Below are 18,561 nucleotides of genomic sequence, written 5' to 3' on the forward strand. Positions count from 1 at the left end.
ACAACTCAACCCGCGTTTCTGGTGGGCGGCGGCCCGCTCAGTAGTGGTACGTGTCCGACGGCGCCGTGATCGCGTTGTCCTGGTCCGGGTACCGCGTGGAGTGCACCCCGAACGCGGTGGCCAGCCCGAGGATCTTCTCCGCGCGCGCCTTGCGGGGCAGGTCGGAGCCGTTGCGGATCTCGCCGCCGTCGGCCTCGAAGTCCGCGAGGAACTCGTGGGCCCACGCCAGCTCCTCCTGGGACGGGCTGAGCCCCTCGTTCACGGCCGCGCACTGCTCCGGCGCGAGGCACAGCTTGCCGGTCATGCCGAACTCCGCGGTCACCGCCGTCGCCTCGGCGAGCTTCACGCCGGTGGAGCCCACGGTCGGCCCGTCGATCGCGCCCGGCAGCCCCGTGGCCCGCGCCGCGATCGTGAACTGGGACCGCGTGTACGCCAGCGCCATCGGCGACTCGCCCAGGCCGGTGTCGCGGCGGAAGTCGCCGATCCCGAAGGCCAGCCGGAACGTGCCCTTCGCGGCGGCGATCGAGTCGATCCGCTGCAGCCCGCGCGCCGTCTCCACGAGCGCCACGACGGGCACGCCGGGCAGCCGTCGGGCGGTCTCGTTCACGTGGTCCGTGGACTCCACCATCGCCAGCACGACGCCGGCCAGGCCGCCCTCGGCGACCGGCCCGCCCAGGTGCGCGGGCAGGGCCGCGGCGAGCGCCTCGACGTCCTGCTCCCACCACCGCGAGCCGTAGCCGTTGAGCCGCACCCAGCCGGTGTGCCCGGAGGTCAGCCAGGCGACGGCGTCCGCGCGGGCCTGGTCCTTGTCCTTGGGGGCCACGGCGTCCTCGATGTCGAGGATGACGATGTCCGCGGCCGAGTCCTCGGCGGGCTGGAACCGTTCGGGCTGGGCGGCGTTGACCAGCAGCCAGGAGCGGGCGAGCTCCGGATCGATGCGCTGGCCGGGCACGGGCTGGAACGCGGGGGAGGGGGTGATCGCGGCGGGCAGGGTCACGGTCATGAGGGGCTCCTTCACGGGGCTGGGGCGTCGGGCCGAGGTCGCGGGCGGGGTGCCTCGCGCGGCGGACGGCCGGGGGACGGACCAGGTGGGCCCTGAGCGAGCGGCGTTGGTTCGACGCCGAAGGGCGCCGCGGGTGTGCGGCGCGTCCACAGCACAGTACACGCCACCGTGTCCGACGTCACCCGGGTGGGCGTGGATCTCGGCTCAGAAGGGGTGACGGGTGCGGGGGGAGCGCGTAGCGTTCATCGGGGTCCGGACGACGTCGGCCGCGCAATGGGGCGCGGCCCTCCGCGCGTCGGTCGGGCCGCGACACATCCCTGCCCACCGGACCACGAGGACGCTCAATGACGAGGATCCCCGCCGAGGACGAGGCCGTGACGGCCCCGTCCTCCCCGCTCGACAACGCCCTGGCCCAGCTCTCCGCCGCCGTGAAGACGCTCGGCTACGACGAGGGCCTGCACCAGATGCTCGCCGCCCCCCGCCGCGAGATGGCCGTCTCCATCCCCCTGCGCCGCGACGACGGCTCCACCGAGGTGCTCCGCGGCTACCGCGTGCAGCACAACTTCTCCCGCGGCCCGGCCAAGGGCGGCGTGCGCTTCAGCCTGGACGTGGACCTGGACGAGGTCCGCGCACTGGCCATGTGGATGACCTGGAAGTGCGCCCTGCTGGACGTGCCCTACGGCGGCGCCAAGGGCGGGGTGACCATCGACCCGCGCCAGTACTCGAAGGCCGAGCTCGAGCGCGTCACCCGTCGCTACACCTCCGAGATCCAGCCGATCATCGGCCCCGAGGTGGACATCCCCGCCCCGGACGTGGGCACGGACGAGCAGACCATGGCCTGGATGATGGACACCTACTCGGTGAACGTCGGCCACACCACGCTCGGCGTGGTCACCGGCAAGCCCGTCTCGCTCGGCGGCTCGCTGGGCCGCGCCTCCGCCACCTCGGCGGGCGTGGTCTACGTGGCGCTCGCCGCGCTCGAGCACCTCGGCATCGAGCCGTCGCGGGCGACGGCCGCGGTCCAGGGCTTCGGCAAGGTCGGCGCCGGCACGGTCGAGCTGCTCGAGGCGGCCGGAGTGAAGGTCGTGGCCGTGTCGGACCAGTACGGCGCCGTGCGCGACGACGAGGGCCTGCACTACGACGCCCTGCAGAGGCAGCTCTGGGACACCGGCTCCGTGAAGGACACCCCCGGCACCGCGCCCATGGACGCGGACGAGCTGCTCGAGATGGACGTGGACCTCGTGGTCCCGGCCGCCGTGCAGTCCGTGCTGACCGAGGAGAACGCCCCGCGCGTGCGCGCCCGGCTGGTCGTGGAGGGCGCCAACGGCCCCACCACGGGCGAGGCCGACCGCATCCTCGAGGAGAAGGGCGTCCTGGTCGTCCCGGACATCCTGGCCAACGCCGGCGGCGTGATCGTCTCCTACTTCGAGTGGGTCCAGGCGAACCAGGCCTACTGGTGGAGCCGCGAGGAGGTGGACGAGCGCCTGAAGCGGCGCATGGTCGCCGCATGGAAGGCGGTGCTGGCCACCTCCGAGAGCCGCCGCGTGAGCCTGCGCGAGGCCGCCACCCTGACCGCTGTCCAGCGCGTGGCCGAGGCCCACCGCACCCGCGGCCTCTACCCGTGACGGGGGGCGGCCCCGCCGCCTGACCCCGTCCGGCCGCCCGAGCGCGGCCCCGCTGCCCGACCGCGGGCCGACGGCCCGGAACCCCGGAGGTTCCGGGCCGTCGTCGTGGGCGGACGCGGCCTGATGTGCCCCCGGACCGTGACCTCCGTCTCTATTTCGAATTTTGACGATCAAGCGTGGACGGCCTGCCCGGATGATGTTTGAATTTGAAACAAGTTCGGAGGCCCAGGAGCCATCGCCGCCGCGGCGGCCCACCCCGGACACACCAGACAGACCCGCTTCAGAAGGAGCACCCCATGAACGCCATCACCACCGGAACCTGGAATCTCGACGCCGCCCACTCGGACGTCGACTTCGTCGTCCGCCACGCGGGCATCTCCAAGGTGCGCGGCACCTTCCACGCCGTGGAGGGCCAGCTCGTCATCGCCGAGCAGTTCGCCCAGTCCTCCGTGGACGTGACCGTCGACGTCGCCTCCATCAGCACCAAGAACGAGGGCCGCGACGGCCACCTGCGCTCCGCCGATTTCTTCGACGTGGAGCAGTTCCCCACCATGACCTTCCGCTCCACCGAGGTCCGCGGCGAGCCCGAGGAGTTCACCCTGGTCGGGGAGCTGACGCTGCACGGCGTCACCCGGACCGTGGAGCTTGAGGCCGAGTTCGGCGGCCAGGACAAGGATCCCTTCGGCGCGACCCGCGTGGGCTTCGAGGCCACCGGCGAGATCTCCCGCAAGGACTTCGGTCTGACCTGGAACGCCGCCACCGAGGCCGGCGGCGTCCTGGTCTCGGACAAGGTGAAGCTCGAGATCGGCGCCGCCTTCGTGCTGTCCGAGGCCGACGCCCAGGCCTGAGCCTGAGTCGACCTCGCGCGTCGAGACCGGGTCCCTCGATGAGGGGCCCGGTCTCCTCATAGGGTGGGGCCCATGATGGCTTCGAAGACCCCGCACCAGAACGTCACGTTCGACCTGCCCACCAAGGACGCCGGCCAGGACGGCGACCGGACGGGCCACGGCTACCTCGCGCTGCCCGCCTCCGGGAAGGGCCCCGGCGTGATCGTGATCCAGGAGTGGTGGGGCCTGGTGGACCACATCAAGGATGTGTGCGACCGCCTCGCCGACCTCGGCTTCGTCGCGCTCGCCCCCGACCTCTACGGAGGCTGGATCGCCCACGACGGCGACGAGGCCGGCGAGATGATGCAGAACCTGCCCGCCGAGGAGGGGGCCCGCCAGCTGGCCGGCGCCGTCGACTGGCTGCTCGCCCGGGACGAGGTGACCTCGCAGACCGTGGGCGCGATCGGCTTCTGCATGGGCGGCGGCTTCGTGCTCGCCCTCGCGGCCCAGCAGGGCGACAAGGTCTCCGCCGCCGTGCCCTTCTACGGCGTGGGCCAGGGCGTGCCCGGCGACTTCTCCGGCGTCACCGCCGCCGTCCAGGGCCACTACGCCGAGCAGGACGACTCCTTCCCCGTCGAGGACGCGCGGGAGCAGGAGCAGCAGATCCGTGAGGAGTCCGGGGCCGACGTCGAGTACTTCTACTACGACGCCCCGCACGCCTTCCACAACGACGAGAACCCCCAGGGCAACTACCGGCCCGAGGCCGCGGCCCTCGCCTGGGACCGCGCCGTCTCCTTCCTGAAGGAGAAGGTCCGCTGAGCGGCTCCCGTGGCGGCCGGGGCGGGAAGTCCCGCGCGAGCAGGGGCGGCCCCGCCCGGTCCACCCGCTCCGGCGGCGGGCGCGGCGTGGCCAAGGGCGTGAAGCCTGCGGGCCGCGCCGGGGGCGAGGGCCGGCGTCGTCCCGCGCCCGCGCCACCGGCCGACCTGCCCGTCCCGCCCGAGACCCTCTTCCTGGCCACCATCCCCGGGGCCACGCCGTCCACGTGGGTGGAGCGGTTCACCACGCGTCAGCGCACGGTGCAGCTCGTCAACCACGACGACGCGGCCCAGCTGGCCCACCTCGCCCACGACGCCGCCGGTCAGCCCCGCCACTTCCTGCCGCAGCTGGGCTACGTGCGGCGCCGACGCGACGTGCCCGTCGAGGAGTTCCTGCGCGCCGGCGGCGTCGACCCGCGGCACGTGCACCTCGTGGGCGTCTACTCCGAGCTGCCGGTGGTGTGCGTGGGCAGGGACCACCTGCTCGCCGCGTGGGACGTGGACGCGGACGGCCCGGTGCCGCCCGCCGAGCTCGACCCGGACGAGGAGCTGGATCCCGCCCGCTTCGCCCCGGCCCCCAGCCCGGAGCCGATGGACGCCGCCGAGCTGCCCGGCGCGGGCGAGCGGATGGCCCTGGAGATCGCCGCGTCCGGCGCCGGCCACGTCGTGCTGCCGATGTCCGTGGCCCGCATGTTCGGCCGCAAGGACGTGATCGTGCTGCCGCTGGCCTCCACCCTCGACGACACCGTGGGCCTGTCCCGCGCCGACCGCGAGGCCGCCGCCACGCGGTCCGCGCTCGCGGACGAGCAGGCGCGGGCCGAGGCGGAGGCGGGCGCCGCCGTCGTCGACGGGGCGGATCCCGCGGGCCACGGCGACGACGACGCCCGCCACCCCGGCTGGGACGTCGCCCTGGCCTGGCTCAAGGCGGCCGACTCGGAGCTCGTGCAGGCGTTCGTGGGGGTGGCGCGCGGGCGGCGGGGCGCCAGCTCGCGCTGAGGGCGGGCGCGCCTATGCTCGGAATGACCCGCATCACACCAAGGAGGGCGCATGTCCGAGCATCAGCAGCACGTCGGTCGCCGGGACCCCCGGATCAGCGACGAGGCCATCGAGCGGGGCCGCCGCGCCCACGAGCTCGACCGCGCGCACGTGTTCCACTCGTGGAGCGCGCAGCGCGATCTGAATCCGATGACCATCCTCGACGCCGAGGGGTCGTGGGTGTGGGACGGCGAGGGTCGGCCCATGGTCGACTTCAGCGGGCAGCTCGTCTTCACGAACGTCGGCCACCGCCACCCGAAGATCGTGGCCGCGATCCGCGAACAGGCCGAGACGCTCGCCACCGTGGCCCCGCAGCACGTCAACGACGCCCGGTCCGAGGCGGCCCGGCTGATCACGGAGCGGCTGCCGGAGTCCATCAACCACGTGTTCTTCACGAACGCGGGCGCGGAGGCCAACGAGCACGCGGTGCGGATGGCACGCCTGCACACGGGCCGGCACAAGGTGCTCTCCGCGTACCTCTCGTACCACGGCGCCACGCGCCTGACGGCGAACCTGACCGGCTCCCTGCGGCGCGTGGGCTCGGACTCGGCGTCCGACGGCGTCGTGCACTTCCAGCCCGCGTACACGTACCGCTCCGCGTTCGGCTCGGAGAGCGACGAGCAGGAGGCCGAGAGCGCGCTGGCCCACCTGCGCGACGTGATCGAGCTCGAGGGCCCCTCCACCGTGGCCGCCGTGATCCTCGAGGCCGTCCCCGGCACCGCGGGCATCTTCCTGCCGCCGCCCGGCTACATGGCCGGCGTCAAGGAGCTGTGCCGTGAGCACGGGATCCTGCTGATCATCGACGAGGTCATGGTCGGCTTCGGCCGCGTGGGCGAGTGGTTCGGCCACCAGCTGACGGGCGTCACCCCGGACATCGTCACGTTCGCCAAGGGGGTCAACTCCGGGTATGTGCCGTTGGGCGGCGTCGCCATGAGCGACGACGTCTACGAGAGCTTCGCGACCACGCCCTACCCCGGCGGCCTGACCTACTCGGGCCACCCCCTCGCGTGCGCGGCCGCCGTCGCCGCGATCACCGCGATGGAGGAGGAGGGCATGGTCGCCCACGCGAAGCGCATCGGCGAGGAGGTCATCGGGCCGCGCCTGGCCGAGATCGCCGCGGCCCATCCGAGCGTGGGCGACGTGCGCGGCGCCGGCGCGTTCTGGGCCGTCGAGCTGGTGAAGGACCGGCAGACCCGGGAGCGGCTGGCCCCGCTCGGTCAGGTCGCGCCCGTGATGGGGCGGATGATGGCCGAGGCCAAGGACCGCGGGCTGCTGCTGTTCATGGCCGAGAACCGGTTCCACCTGTGCCCGCCGCTGAACATCTCGGACGAGGACCTGCGCTTCGGCCTCGACGTGCTCGACCAGGTCCTCGCCCTCGCCGACGAGGAGGTCGCGGCCGGCTGACGGGACCCGCCCCCCAGCCCCGCCCGGCCCCGCCCCAGTCCGCCCACCCCGCGTTTTCGAACGTGAAATGGGGGTTCTCAGCGCTTTCGGTCGTGAGATTGGCCCTATCTCACGACCGAAAGTGCGCGTGGCGCGGGGATGCGCGAGGCGGGGCGCCCGGGGCCGGGGTCAGCCGAGCCGGCCGGCCTCCGAGGCCTCGAACTGCTCCTCGTCCTCGGGCACCGGCTCGGTGCCGCGGGCGCGGGCGATCGCCGTCATGAGGTGGTACACCACCAGGGCGGCGACCGTGCCGAGCGTGATGCCGCCGAACACGAGCCCGCCGACCACGAGCTGGGGGTCGGCGATCGCGATGATCAGGCCCGCACCCGCCGTCATGAGGTTCACGGTGTTGGAGAAGTCCACGCGGTTCTGCACCCAGATGCGCACGCCCATCATGCCGATCATCCCGTAGAGGATGATGCCCGCGCCGCCGGCCACCCCGGCCGGGATGGTGGCGACGGCGGCCCCGAACTTCGGCAGGAACGCGAGGGCGATCGCGGTGAGGCCGGCCACCCAGTACGCCGCCGTCGAGTAGACGCGCGAGCTGGCCATCACGCCGATGTTCTCCGCATACGTGGTGGTGCCGACGCCGCCGCCCGCGCCGGAGAGCACGGTGGACAGGCCGTCCGCGATCAGGGCACGGCCGGTGAGCGGGTCCAGGTCGCGCTTGGTCATCAGCCCGACGGTCCTGACATGGCCGATGTTCTCCGCGACCAGCACGAGCACGACGGGCAGGAACAGGGGCAGCAGGTCCCAGCGCAGCTCCGGGCCATGGAAGGGCGGCAGCCCGATCCAGGCGGCCTCCCGGACGGCGGCGAAGTCCACCTGGCCCTGCGCGAGGGCCAGCACGTAGCCCACCACGATGCCCACGAGGATGGACAGGCGGCCCAGGAGCCCCCGGAACGTCACGGCCGTGAGCACCACCGCCAGGGCCGTGCCGAACGTGGTGACGGGCACCTCCTGCATGGCCGTCGTCGTGGCGCCGGCGAGGTTGAGGCCGATCAGGGCCACGATCGTGCCCATCACCGCCGGCGGCATGAGCGCGTGGATCCACCCGGTGCCGGCGCGGTGCACGATCGCGCCGATCACCGTGAGCAGCAGGCCCGTCACGAGGATGCCGCCGAGCGCGGCCCCCGTGCCGCCGATCGTGGCGGCGGCCGTCAGGGGTGCGATGAACGCGAACGAGCTGCCCAGGTACGAGGGCAGGCGGTTGCCCGTGATGACCAGGAAGAGCAGGGTGCCCAGGCCGGAGAAGAGCAGCGCCGTCGTCGCGGGCATGCCGGTCAGGGCGGGCACGAGCACGGTGGCGCCGAACATGGCCATCACGTGCTGCACGCCGATGCCCACGGTCCGGGGCCAGCTCAGCCGCTCGTCCGGGGCGACGACGGTGCCCGGGGTGATGGTGCGGCCGTCGCCGTGGAGGCGCCAGCCGGGGCCGCGCGAGGGCCGGGTGGGGGTGGGGGACATGGCCGCCTGCCGAGGGGTCGGGGATGGGGGTGTCGGGCGTTTCTCGGGGGCCTGGAAGCCTGAGCACAGCCCCGGTTCCGCGCCGGTGATTAGGGTACCGTGGGGCGCGTGGCTCAGTACTGTGGTGTGATCGGAGAGGCGCTCGTCGACGTCGTGGTCTCGGACACCGCGACCCCCCGCGTGCACGTCGGGGGCAGCCCCCTGAACGTGGCCGTGGGCCTGAGTCGGCTGGAGCGGCCCGTCCTGTTCGCCGGCCGCCTCGGCCGCGATGCGCACGGGGACATGATCGCCTCGCATCTGCGGGAGAACGGCGTGCGCTGCCTGCTCGAGCCGGATGCCGCCGCCACCTCCGTGGCCACCGCCCGCCTGGACCCCACGGGCGCCGCCAGCTATGAGTTCGAGCTGGACTGGACGCTGCCGCCCGCCGCCGCGCTCGCCCGGGACTTCGACGACGCCGCCGGCGGCCCGCTGCACCACATGCATGCCGGCTCCATCGCCACCATGCTCGCCCCCGGCGACGCCGAGGTGATGGCCCTGCTCGAGCGGATCTCCGCGGTCACGACCATCAGCTACGACCCCAACGTGCGGCCCACGATCGTGCCGGACCGGGCGTTCGCCCGCGCCCGCGCGGAGGAGTCCGTGCGGCTGGCGGACGTGGTGCACGCCTCGGACGAGGACATCGCGTGGCTGTACCCGGACCGCCCGCTGCGCGAGTCGCTGCAGGCGTGGCAGCAGATGGGCCCGGCGTTCGTGGTGATGACCCGCGGCGCCGAGGACATCGTGGCCGTCACCGCGCACGGCGTGGTGGAGCGCCCGATCGTGCCCGTGGACGTCGCGGACACCGTGGGCGCCGGCGACTCGTTCACCGCCGCCCTGCTCGCCGCCCTCGACGACCGCTCCCTGCTCGGCGCCGCGAACCGCGGCCGCCTGCACGCGATGGACCCGGCCGACGTCGAGTCGGTGCTGATCTACGCCTCCCGCGCGTCGGCGATCACGGCCTCCCGCCCGGGGGCGGACCCGCCCACGCGGGCCGAGCTGGCGGACTGACCCCACGCCCTCCCGTCCCCGCACGAATCTGTTGCGCATCCGACCCTTCCGGCGGGCGGGGACGCCCCCAGAAGGGTCAGAGACGCAGACGATCCCGGCCGCCTCAGAGCAGGCCCAGCCCTCGCACGGCGTCGCGCTCGGCCTCCAGCTCGGCGACGGTCGCGGCCAGCCGCCCGCCCTCACCCGGCAGCACGGACTCGTCCGGCTCCAGCCCCGGCACGATCCGCCACGCGGTGCCGCCGTCGGAGGTCACGGGGAACGAGCTGATCAGCCCCTCCGGCACCCCGTAGGAGCCGTCCGAGACCACCGCGGCCGACGTCCGGCGCGGCGCACCGTCCGCGTCCACACCGGTGCCGAGGGTCCAGTCGCGCATGTGATCGATCGCCGCGGACGCCGCCGACGCCGCCGAGCTCGCCCCGCGCACCTCGATGATCTCCGCGCCCCGCCTCGCCACGCGCGGCACGAACTCCTCGCTCGCCCACACCGGGTCCACCACCTCGAGCGCCGGCCGCCACGTCCCGTCCACCCGCACGCGGGCGTGGGTGAGGTCCGGGAACTGGGTGGCGGAGTGGTTGCCCCAGATCGTCACGCCGGACACGTCCGTCACCGCGACGCCGGCCCGCGCCGCCAGCTGCGCCACGGCCCGGTTGTGGTCCAGCCGGGTCAGCGCCGTGAAGCGCTCGGCCGGCACGTCCGGGGCGTGCGCGGCGGCGATCAGCGCGTTGGTGTTGGCCGGGTTCCCGACGACGACGACCCGCACGTCCTGCGCCGCGTGGTCGTTGATCGCCCGGCCCTGCGGCCCGAAGATCCCGCCGTTCGCCTCGAGCAGGTCGCCGCGCTCCATGCCCTTCGTGCGCGGCCGTGCGCCGACGAGCAGCGCGTGCTGCACCCCGTCGAAGGCGCGGGCCGGGTCCTCCGTGACCTCCACGTCGGCCAGCAGCGGGAAGGCCGCGTCGGCGAGCTCCATGGCGGTGCCCTCCGCGGCGCCCAGGGCGGCCGGGATCTCGAGCAGGCGCAGCCGGACCGGGGTGTCCGGGCCGAGCATCCCGCCGGCGGCGATGCGGAAGAGCAGCGCGTAGCCGATGTTGCCGGCGGCGCCGGTGACGGTGACCGTGCGGGGCGTCGTCGACGCGGGGTCCGGGGCGGTGTCCTGTGCGGTGGTCTGCTGTGCGGTGTCCACGCCCCCATCGTGCCCCCGCTCGCCCGCGGAGGACACCCCGGCCCGCCGCACGGCCCCGGCCTAGACTGGGCGCATGCCCGCCCTGCCCCTGCCCTCGCGCCGTCCGCGGATGATCGCGACGGACCTGGACGGCACCATCATCGGGTACCGGCACACGCGGTCGGGGCGCCTGAGCCCGCGCACCATCGCGGCGCTGCGCGAGGCCCACGACGCCGGCGTCGAGGTGGTGTTCGTGACCGGCCGTCCCCTCCGCTGGCTCGGCCCGCTGAGCGCGCAGCTGGGTCCCGTCGGCCCGGTGATCTGCTCCAACGGCGCCGTCGTCGTGGACACCGCCACGGACGACGTCCTGATCGCCCACCCCATGCCCGTCGAGGCCGTGTGGACCGCCACGGACCGGCTGCGCGCGCTGGACCGCACCGTGTCCTTCGGTGCCGAGACCCTCGAGGGCTTCTTCTGGGAGCACGCGTTCTCCGAGCGCGCGGAGTTCCGGGCCGAGGTCCACGCGGCGGCCACGCTCGAGGCCGCGCTGCCGGGTCGGCTGGGCGTCGTGAAGCTGCTGGCCCGCTCGGACACCCTGTCCCCGGACGCCTTCCTCGCCGCGGCCCGCGCCGAGCTGGACGAGCTCGTGAGCGCCACGCACTCCGCGCCCGGCATCGCGCTCGTGGAGATGTCCGCGCCCGGCGTGCACAAGGCGGCGACCCTCGCCGAGTTCGCCGCGAGCCGGGGGGTCGCGCCGGCCGACGTCGTCGCGTTCGGGGACATGCCCAACGACCTGGAGATGCTCCAGTGGGCCGGTCTCGGCCTGGCCGTGGCCTCGGGCCACCCGTCGCTGCTGGCCGCGGCGGACGGCGTGGTCGGGGCGTGCGACGACGACGGGGTGGCCGCCACCGTCGAACGCCTGCTGGAGCTGCCCACGGACTGAGCCGCGGGCCGCCCCCGGCGGGTCAGAGGAACTCGTTCGGGTCGAACGCCTCGACGTCGATCACGCGCAGGCGCGGCAGGGACGAGTCGAACGCGCCCACCGCGTGCTCCAGGTCGAAGAACTCGACCCCGGGGATGCGGCGCAGCTCGTGGGAGAGGAACTCCTCGAAGCCCATGATCCCGGTGCGTCGGCCCGGCGTGGCCGCGAGGTCGGTGAGCTGGGGGGCGAAGTCGGCGTCGTGGCTGACGAGGACGACGTCGTCCTCCCGGCCCAGCAGCGCCTCCGCGGTGCGCTGGATGCCGATGTCCACGACCTTGCCCTCGCCCCGCAGCATGATCGGCTGGAAGCCGAGGGCGGTGAGCGCCTGGACGAACGGGATGGGGATCTCACCGTCGATGGCGAGGAAGAACAGGCCCTTGACCGGCTGGTCCCAGCGGTCCTCGAGGTAGCCGAGCAGGCGCTTCCAGCGTGGCCGCTCGTCGGGCTGGGGGCGCCGCTGCAGGATGGACGTGCCGAGGGTGGCGTCGATGTTCTCGCCGTCGATCAGCAGGTAGGTGGTTCGCTCGCTCACGCTCTCGAGGCTACCCGCTGGGGTGGACGTCGGTCAGCGCGCGCGGTCGAACGGGGCCGTCAGCAGGCGGACGACGCCCTCCAGCGGCCCCGCGCGGAACGGGCCGATACGCACGACGGCCCGCCACAGCAGCGGCAGCAGCAGCGCGCCGGCCACCAGCACGGCCAGGTTGAACCACGTGTCGTCCGTGCCCGTGGCGCTGCGCCACGGCCCGGGTCCGAGCCCCCGCACCCAGCCGAGGTACCACAGGTGCGCCACGTACACGGACAGCGTCATCGCGCCGGGCACGGCCAGCAGCCCGGCCCACCGCGGCGCCAGGGCCGCGCACCCGCCGAGCACGGTCAGCACGAGGCCCGTGTCCAGCAGGGCCTCCGCGGGGGTCGCCGTGTAGGGCACGGGGGCGGCGCCGGTCTGCGTCCGGGACAGGGCGAGCACGACGCCGGCCAGCGCGATCCCCCCGGCCGCCCAGGCGAGCCCCGTGAGCCGTGCGCGCCGGGCCGGGGCCGCCGTCGTCGTTCCGTGGACGGTGGCGACCAGCACCGCCCCCAGCAGCGCCCACGCGAGGAACAGGGGGAGACGGTACGGGCCGTCCGTGAGGAACGCGGAGACCCACGGGGTCAGCGTCGCGCGGCTCAGCCCGAGCGCCTGCGCGGCGGGGAGGAGCCGGTCGACGACGTCGGCCGTCGGTGTGGCGGCGAGCAGGAGGCCGCCTCCGCCGGCCAGGACGGCGAGCACGAGGTGCGCGGCGAGGGGGAGGGCGGCCAGCAGTGCCATGAGCACCGTGAGCACAGCCAGGTGCGCCAGCACGTTCACGACGGCCGCCCCGAAGAGCCCGGTCAGCCACGCCGCCCCGAACAGGGCGGCCGCCCGCACAAGCGCGCGGGGCACGGCCCGGCCACGGCCCAGCCACTCCACCTCGAGGCGCGCGCCCACGCCCACGAGCGCCGCGAACAGGGGCGCGGTGAGGTGCTCGGAGAGGTGGAGCACCCCACCCGGGCCGCCGGCGGGCGCCGTGTGGGCGACCATCATCGCGACCAGGGCCAGGCCGCGCGCGACGTCCACCCAGACCAGGCGGCCCCGGGCGGTGTGGGTGGCGGCGGGAGCGTGGGAGGAGGGGGCGGGCACGGCGACCTCCGAGGTGGGGGACTCAGTCCAGGACGCGGGTGAGGTCGGCGTCCTCGTAGCGGACCGGCTTCGAGCCGGTGACGAGCTTGTGGCCGAGCCACAGCGCGAGGAACAGGGGCAGGCCGATGTACGCGCTGGCCACGGCCACGAGGTCCACGTCGCCCATGAACGCCTGGTAGTTCTGGCCGAGGATCACGACGGCGCACATGACCAGCGCGACGATCGGGCCCAGGGGGAACAGGAAGGCGCGGTAGGGCAGGTCCTTCGGGTCGTGGCCCTGCGCGACGTAGGCCCGCCGGAACCGGTAGTGGCTCCAGGCGATGCCCATCCACACGATGAACCCGGCCAGGCCCGAGGCGGAGACGAGCCACACGTAGGCGGCGCCGTCCCCGATGAACGTGGTCAGGAAGCACGCCGCGCCCACCGCGGTGGTGGCGTAGAGGGCGTTCATGGGCACGCCGCGCCGGTTCACCTTCGCCAGGAAGCGCGGGGCCTTGCCGGAGTCGGCCAGGGCCCAGAGCATGCGGGTGGAGGCGTACAGGCCCGAGTTGCCCGCGGAGAGGATGGCCGTGAGGATCACGGCGTTCATCACGGAGGCGGCGGCGAGCACGCCCGCGTTCTCGAAGACGAGCGTGAACGGGGAGATCGAGATGTCCTCGACGTCGCTGCCCAGCAGGTGGGGGCTGGTGTAGGGGATGAGGAAGCCGACGACGGTGATTGCGCCGACGTAGAAGAGCAGGATGCGCACGAACACGGTGCGGATCGCCTTGGGCACGTTCTTCTCCGGGTCCTCGGCCTCGCCCGCGGCCACGCCGACCAGCTCGGTGCCCTGGAAGGAGAAGCCGGCCACCATGAAGATCGCCAGGATGCCGGCGCCGCCGCCCACGAAGGGGGCCTCGCCGTCCGTCCAGTTGTGGAAGCCGGGGGAGGAGCCGCCGAGGATGCCGACGATCATCAGGACGCCGAGCACCAGGAAGATCACCACCGTGGCGACCTTGATGAGCGAGAACCAGAACTCGCTCTCGCCGTAGGCGCGCGTGGAGAGGGCGTTGAGGCCGAAGAGCAGCGCGAGGAAGATCGCGGACCAGATCCACGAGGGCACGTCCGGGAGCCAGTACCGCATGATCAGGGCCGCCGCGACGAGCTCGGCGGCCACCGTGATCGCCCAGTTGTACCAGTAGTTCCAGCCGATGGCGAAGCCGAACGAGGGGCTCACGAAGCGGGTCGAGTACTCCTCGAACGCGCCGGAGACCGGCAGGTACGTGGACATCTCGCCGAGCGACTGCATCAGCAGGAACACCATGAAGCCGATGGCCACATAGGCCACGAGGGCGCCACCGGGGCCGGCGGTCGCGATGGTGTTGCCCGAGGCCACGAACAGGCCCGTGCCGATGGCGCCGCCCATCGCGATCATCGTCAGGTGCCGGGACTTGAGGGTGCGTTGCAGGGAGCCGCCCTCATGGGTGGCGTGGGCGGCGGAGGCGGCCGGCGTCGACGGGGACGTCCGGGGTGCGCTGGTGTCCACGGTGGCCTTTCGGTGGAGGAGCGGTCGGACGCGCGTCGAAGGCCGCGGCGTCCCACCCTGCTGCACGGTGGTAGAAGGGTATCCCGGCCGGGCGCGTCCGTCAGACGGCGGGGACGAGTTCGGCGCGCAGCGCCGCCGTGAACGCGTCCACGTCCTCCTCGGTCGTGTCGAAGCCGCACACCCAGCGCACCTCGCGGCGCGCCGCGTCCCAGTCGTAGAACCGGAAGCGGGCGCGCAGCCGGTCGGCCACGCCCTCGGGCAGGACGGCGAACACGGCGTTGGCGTCCGTGGCCTGCGTGAACTCGACGCCGGCCAGCGAGCCGTCGGCGACCCCCGCCTCGATGACGGCGCGCAGCCGGGCGGCCATGGCGTTGGCGTGGCGGGCGGAGCGCAGGTACAGGTCGCCGTCGAACAGGGCGAGCAGCTGCGCCGAGACGAAGCGCATCTTCGAGGCCAGCTGCATCTGGTTCTTGCGCAGGTACACGAGGCCGTCCGCGGCGTCCGGGTCGAGCACGACGACGGCCTCGGCCAGCAGCGCCCCGTTCTTGGTGCCGCCGAGGGAGAGCACGTCCACGCCGACGTCGGTGGTGAAGGCGCGCAGCGGCAGGCCCAGGGAGGCCGCGGCATTGGCGATGCGGGCGCCGTCCATGTAGACGCGCATCCCGTGCTCGTGGGCGTAGTCCGTGATGGCCTTGACCTCGTCCGGGGTGTAGACCGTGCCGAGCTCGGTGGACTGGGTGAGGTAGACGACCAGGGGCTGGGCGCGGTGCTCGTCACCCCAGCCCCAGGCCTCGGCGGCGATCAGCTCGGGGGTGAGCTTGCCGTCGTCGGTGGCCACGGGCAGCAGCTTGATGCCGGCGGACTTCTCGGGCGCGCCGCCCTCGTCCACGTGGATGTGCGCGGTGTCCGCGCAGATCACCGCGCCCCAGCGGGGCAGCATGGCCTGGAGCCCGACGACGTTCGCCCCGGTCCCGTTGAACATCGGCCACGCGGTGGCGTCCTTGCCGAAGTGCTGGGCCACGACCTCCTGGAGGCGGGCCGTGTACACGTCCTCGCCGTAGGCGACCTGGTGGCCCCCGTTGGCCTCGGCGATCGCCGCGAGCACCTCCGGGTGGACGCCGGAGTAGTTGTCCGAGGCGAAGCCCCGCTCCTGCGGATCGTGGATCCTCTGCATGTCAGTCCGTTCCCTTCTCCTGGAGCGTGAGGACGGCGTCGTTCAGCGCGCCCGCCTCAGCCTTCCACAGTCGCGCGTACTCCTCGGCCAGCCGTTCCTCGAGCCCGGCGAGGGACTTCACGCGGAACACGACGGCCGCCGAGCGCAGCGGCGCCTCCGCGTCCCGGGCGGCCTTGGCCCAGCCCTGCGCGACCGCGCGGGTCCATGCCTCGCTCGCCGCCTTCACCGCGGCGTAGTTCGCGCCGCCGGCGAGCGGCCGGGTCACCGCCGTGGACGAGACGATCGCGAGGCGACCGGCGGACGAGGCCCGCAGGTCGTCGTCGAGGGCCCGGCTCACGTGCCGCAGCGCCGTGAACGAGGCCTCGAGGGCGCGGTAGTCCTCCTCGGTCTGGCCGGCGAGGCCCCCGCCGCCGCGCCAGCCGCCCACCAGGTGGAGCAGGCCGTCGATCCGGGTGCCGCGGGCGTGCAGGTCCTCGACGAGGCCGCGGACGGCGGTCTCGTCCGTGAGGTCCAGGGCCGCGGTCTCGGCGCCGAGTTCGGCGAGGGGGGCGAGCTTCGCGGCGTCGCGCCCGGTCGCGACGACGTGCGCGCCGGCGTCGAGGAGGGTGCGGGCGGCGGCCCGGCCCGAGGCGCTCGTGGCGCCCGCGATCAGGACGGCGCGGTCGGTCAGGGCGGCCACGGGTCAGGCGTCCGTGCCGCGGATCCCGGCGGTGGACTCGATGACGCCGCACATCTTCTTCTCGAGGGCCTCGAAGAACATGGACAGCGGGAACTCGTCGTCGAGCACGAGGTCGGTGTAGCCCTTGGGCGGGCCGGCGAGCACCTCGCGCGGCAGGCCCTGCGCCCACACGGAGGCCGGGTGCGGGGTGACCACGGAGGCGACGAGCTCGTAGGCCTGGAGCCAGTGCACGGTCTTGGGGCGGTCGATGGACTCCCAGTAGAGCGTGTCGATGGCGTCGCCCAGCTCGACGACGGCGTTGGCGAGCCGGTCCCAGTCCACGCTGAGCTCGACGTCGCGCCACTGGATCACGTCCTTGCGGTGCAGCCAGGCGAAGAGCAGCTGGCCGCCGAGGCCGTCGTAGTTGCGGACGCGGGAGCCGGTGAGGGCGAAGCGGAAGACGCGGTCGAAGAGGACGGCGTGCTGCACGAGCCCGGCGTGGCGGCGGGTCTGCTCCTCGAGCGCGGTGAGCTGCTCACCGGCGGCGGCGCGCGCCGTGAGGCGGCGCTCGATCGCCACGCACTCGCGGAAGGCGGTCATGTCGCAGCGCATCTCCTCGAGCGTGTAGAGGAAGAAGGGCATGCGCTGCTTGATCATGAACGGGTCGAAGGGCAGATCGCCGCGCATGTGCGTGCGGTCGTGGATGAGGTCCCACATCACGAAGGTGCCCTCGGCGAGCTCCTGGCAGGAGAGCAGTTCGGCGAGCTCGGCCGGGAGCTCGAGCTGGGTGATCTCGGCGGCGGCGGTGACGACCCGGCGGAAGCGGGCGGCCTCGCGGTCCTGGAAGATGGCGCCCCACGTGAAGGTGGGGATCTCGCGCATGGCCACGGTCTCGGGGAAGAGGACGGCCGAGTTCGTGTCGTAGCCGGGGGTGAAGTCGATCAGGCGCAGGGAGACGAAGAGGCGGTTGCCGTAGTCGCCGGCCTCGAGCTCGGCGATGAACTCGGGCCAGATGGTCTCGACGACGAGGGCCTCCACGTGCCGGTCGGGGGAGCCGTTCTGCGTGTACATCGGGAAGACCACGAGGTGCCGGACGCCGTCGACGCGGTGCTCCTGCGGCTGGAAGGCGACGAGGGAGTCCAGGAAGTCCGGGACGCCGAAGCCGCCGTCGGCCCAGCGGGCGAAGTCGCGGGGCAGGGCGGCGAGGTAGGCGGCGTCGTGTGGGAAGAGCGGGGCGAGCTCCTCGACGGCGGCGACGATGGTCTCCACGTGCTCGCGCGCGGCGGCGTGGTCCGCGGGGTCCGGGATGGAGCCGTCCTTGACCTGCAGGGGCTGCAGGGCGGTGGCGGCGGCCTTGAGGCGGAGCCAGGCCGGGTGGGTCTCGACGGTGCGCGCGTCGGCCGGGGTCTCCGGAACGACGACGTCGGTCCGGGCGGGCTGCAGAGTGGTGGACATGGAACCCTCCTGAGGTCGAATCGCCGGAAAATATCCGGTGATGCGGATCACTTGCCGGAAGGTTTCCATGAGGGCATGGGGCTGTCAACCCGGCGGCCGGGGCCGGCTGATAGCGTGCGGCGCATGGACGACCCTGTCGACGCGCGGCTTGCGGCCGCCGTCTCCCATGACCCGCGCGCCACGCTCGCCCAGCTCTCCGAGCGGGTCGGCCTCTCGACCTCCGCCGTGCAGGCGCGCCTGCGCCGGCTCGAGAGCACGGGCGTCATCACGGGCTACCGTGCGCTGCTCGACCCCGAGGCCGTGGGCAGGCCGCTCTCCGCGTTCATCGAGATCAGCCCGCTGGACCCGCGCCAGCCCGACGACGCCCCCGAGCTCCTCGAGTCCATCGCGGCGATCGAGGCGTGCCACTCCGTGGCCGGCGACGCCGCGTACATGCTCTTCGTGCGCGTGGGCTCGCCACGCGAGCTCGAGGCCCTCGTGACGGAGATCCGCCAGACGGCGTCGGTGTCCACCCGGACCACCGTGGTGCTGCAGACCTTCTACGAGCACCGCCCCATGCTGGAGTTGCCGGCGGAGGACTGAGGGCGGGCGCGTCGGCCCCACCTGTCACGTGAGTGGTCGGAATGAGGGCGGGTCTGACGCTCATTCCGACCTCTCGCGTTCCCGGCTGCGGCAGCGGGCACTCGGCC

Annotated in this window: 17 protein-coding genes; 8 read left to right on the forward strand and 9 right to left on the reverse strand. The window is 73.6% G+C overall.

Annotation, left to right across the window (positions count from 1 at the left end):
• Window positions 1-37 precede the first annotated feature (37 nt).
• Window positions 38-1,003 (reverse strand): CoA ester lyase, encoded by a 966-nt coding sequence (locus G6R13_RS08015; RefSeq protein ID WP_044659844.1) that lies wholly within the window; start codon window positions 1,001-1,003, stop codon window positions 38-40.
• A gap of 344 nt (window positions 1,004-1,347) precedes the next feature.
• On the opposite strand from G6R13_RS08015, the gene G6R13_RS08020 reads away from it, so the two are divergent.
• The 5 genes from G6R13_RS08020 (at window position 1,348) to G6R13_RS08040 (ending at window position 6,709) form a co-directional block, all read left to right on the forward strand.
• Window positions 1,348-2,628 carry a Glu/Leu/Phe/Val dehydrogenase gene (locus G6R13_RS08020; RefSeq protein WP_044659845.1) on the forward strand — a complete coding sequence of 427 codons (1,281 nt, stop codon included), beginning with the start codon at window positions 1,348-1,350 and terminating at the stop codon, window positions 2,626-2,628.
• A 296-nt stretch (window positions 2,629-2,924) separates the two neighbouring features.
• Window positions 2,925-3,476 carry a YceI family protein gene (locus G6R13_RS08025; RefSeq protein ID WP_044659846.1) on the forward strand — a complete coding sequence of 184 codons (552 nt, stop codon included), beginning with the start codon at window positions 2,925-2,927 and terminating at the stop codon, window positions 3,474-3,476.
• A 72-nt stretch (window positions 3,477-3,548) separates the two neighbouring features.
• Window positions 3,549-4,274, forward strand: a complete 726-nt coding sequence (locus G6R13_RS08030) for a dienelactone hydrolase family protein (protein ID WP_061867203.1) — start codon at window positions 3,549-3,551, stop codon at window positions 4,272-4,274.
• A gap of 86 nt (window positions 4,275-4,360) precedes the next feature.
• Entirely contained in the window at window positions 4,361-5,266 is a 906-nt protein-coding gene (locus G6R13_RS08035) for a hypothetical protein (RefSeq protein ID WP_061867204.1), read from the forward strand.
• Between the two features lie 51 nt (window positions 5,267-5,317).
• On the forward strand, window positions 5,318-6,709 hold the full coding sequence (locus G6R13_RS08040; RefSeq protein ID WP_163721348.1) for an aspartate aminotransferase family protein: 1,392 nt from the start codon (window positions 5,318-5,320) through the stop codon (window positions 6,707-6,709).
• Window positions 6,710-6,877: 168 nt separating this feature from the next.
• Here the strand turns inward: G6R13_RS08040 and G6R13_RS08045 are convergent, their stop codons facing one another.
• Window positions 6,878-8,215 (reverse strand): solute carrier family 23 protein, encoded by a 1,338-nt coding sequence (locus G6R13_RS08045; RefSeq protein ID WP_163721350.1) that lies wholly within the window; start codon window positions 8,213-8,215, stop codon window positions 6,878-6,880.
• Between the two features lie 126 nt (window positions 8,216-8,341).
• Here G6R13_RS08045 and G6R13_RS08050 point away from each other — a divergent pair, with 126 nt between their 5' ends.
• A complete protein-coding gene (locus G6R13_RS08050; RefSeq protein ID WP_010079702.1) occupies window positions 8,342-9,262 on the forward strand; it encodes a carbohydrate kinase in 921 nt (306 codons plus the stop codon).
• A gap of 103 nt (window positions 9,263-9,365) precedes the next feature.
• Here G6R13_RS08050 and G6R13_RS08055 read toward each other — a convergent pair whose 3' ends face one another.
• The gene (locus G6R13_RS08055) at window positions 9,366-10,442 is read right to left on the reverse strand and encodes a malate dehydrogenase (RefSeq protein WP_041103497.1); all 1,077 of its coding nucleotides are present in this window, start codon (window positions 10,440-10,442) and stop codon (window positions 9,366-9,368) included.
• Between the two features lie 73 nt (window positions 10,443-10,515).
• Between G6R13_RS08055 and G6R13_RS08060 the strand changes: the two genes are divergently transcribed.
• Window positions 10,516-11,364, forward strand: coding sequence for an HAD family hydrolase (locus tag G6R13_RS08060; protein ID WP_041103498.1), 849 nt, complete (start codon window positions 10,516-10,518; stop codon window positions 11,362-11,364).
• Window positions 11,365-11,386: 22 nt separating this feature from the next.
• On the opposite strand, the gene G6R13_RS08065 is transcribed toward G6R13_RS08060, so the two are convergent.
• From G6R13_RS08065 to G6R13_RS08090, 6 genes are all read right to left on the reverse strand, one after another.
• On the reverse strand, window positions 11,387-11,935 hold the full coding sequence (locus G6R13_RS08065) for an NYN domain-containing protein (protein WP_036316538.1): 549 nt from the start codon (window positions 11,933-11,935) through the stop codon (window positions 11,387-11,389).
• Between the two features lie 33 nt (window positions 11,936-11,968).
• The gene (locus tag G6R13_RS08070) at window positions 11,969-13,060 is read right to left on the reverse strand and encodes a hypothetical protein (protein ID WP_041103499.1); all 1,092 of its coding nucleotides are present in this window, start codon (window positions 13,058-13,060) and stop codon (window positions 11,969-11,971) included.
• 22 nt (window positions 13,061-13,082) lie between these two features.
• A complete protein-coding gene (locus tag G6R13_RS08075) occupies window positions 13,083-14,585 on the reverse strand; it encodes an amino acid permease (RefSeq protein WP_036316542.1) in 1,503 nt (500 codons plus the stop codon).
• A 100-nt stretch (window positions 14,586-14,685) separates the two neighbouring features.
• On the reverse strand, window positions 14,686-15,759 hold the full coding sequence (locus G6R13_RS08080) for a low specificity L-threonine aldolase (RefSeq protein ID WP_041103500.1): 1,074 nt from the start codon (window positions 15,757-15,759) through the stop codon (window positions 14,686-14,688).
• A gap of 1 nt (window position 15,760) precedes the next feature.
• Window positions 15,761-16,438 (reverse strand): SDR family oxidoreductase, encoded by a 678-nt coding sequence (locus tag G6R13_RS08085; protein WP_036316546.1) that lies wholly within the window; start codon window positions 16,436-16,438, stop codon window positions 15,761-15,763.
• Window positions 16,439-16,441: 3 nt separating this feature from the next.
• Window positions 16,442-17,872, reverse strand: a complete 1,431-nt coding sequence (locus tag G6R13_RS08090; protein WP_041103501.1) for a DUF6421 family protein — start codon at window positions 17,870-17,872, stop codon at window positions 16,442-16,444.
• Window positions 17,873-17,995: 123 nt separating this feature from the next.
• Between G6R13_RS08090 and G6R13_RS08095 the strand changes: the two genes are divergently transcribed.
• Complete coding sequence (locus G6R13_RS08095) at window positions 17,996-18,454, forward strand: Lrp/AsnC family transcriptional regulator (RefSeq protein WP_036316550.1); 459 nt, start codon at window positions 17,996-17,998, stop codon at window positions 18,452-18,454.
• Window positions 18,455-18,561: the final 107 nt, after the last annotated feature.

This window comes from Micrococcus sp. Alg238-R198, from assembly GCF_900537135.1.
GTDB lineage: Bacteria > Actinomycetota > Actinomycetes > Actinomycetales > Micrococcaceae > Micrococcus > Micrococcus luteus.

Excerpts from the sequence above, each read along its gene's own strand:
- G6R13_RS08015 (WP_044659844.1), bottom strand. The coding sequence starts at position 1,003 with ATGACCGTGACCCTGCCCGCCGCGATCACCCCCTCCCCCGCGTTCCAG.
- G6R13_RS08020 (WP_044659845.1), top strand. The coding sequence starts at position 1,348 with ATGACGAGGATCCCCGCCGAGGACGAGGCCGTGACGGCCCCGTCCTCC.
- G6R13_RS08025 (WP_044659846.1), top strand. The coding sequence starts at position 2,925 with ATGAACGCCATCACCACCGGAACCTGGAATCTCGACGCCGCCCACTCG.
- G6R13_RS08030 (WP_061867203.1), top strand. The coding sequence starts at position 3,549 with ATGATGGCTTCGAAGACCCCGCACCAGAACGTCACGTTCGACCTGCCC.
- G6R13_RS08040 (WP_163721348.1), top strand. The coding sequence starts at position 5,318 with ATGTCCGAGCATCAGCAGCACGTCGGTCGCCGGGACCCCCGGATCAGC.
- G6R13_RS08045 (WP_163721350.1), bottom strand. The coding sequence starts at position 8,215 with ATGTCCCCCACCCCCACCCGGCCCTCGCGCGGCCCCGGCTGGCGCCTC.
- G6R13_RS08060 (WP_041103498.1), top strand. The coding sequence starts at position 10,516 with ATGCCCGCCCTGCCCCTGCCCTCGCGCCGTCCGCGGATGATCGCGACG.
- G6R13_RS08080 (WP_041103500.1), bottom strand. The coding sequence starts at position 15,759 with ATGCAGAGGATCCACGATCCGCAGGAGCGGGGCTTCGCCTCGGACAAC.
- G6R13_RS08090 (WP_041103501.1), bottom strand. The coding sequence starts at position 17,872 with ATGTCCACCACTCTGCAGCCCGCCCGGACCGACGTCGTCGTTCCGGAG.
- G6R13_RS08095 (WP_036316550.1), top strand. The coding sequence starts at position 17,996 with ATGGACGACCCTGTCGACGCGCGGCTTGCGGCCGCCGTCTCCCATGAC.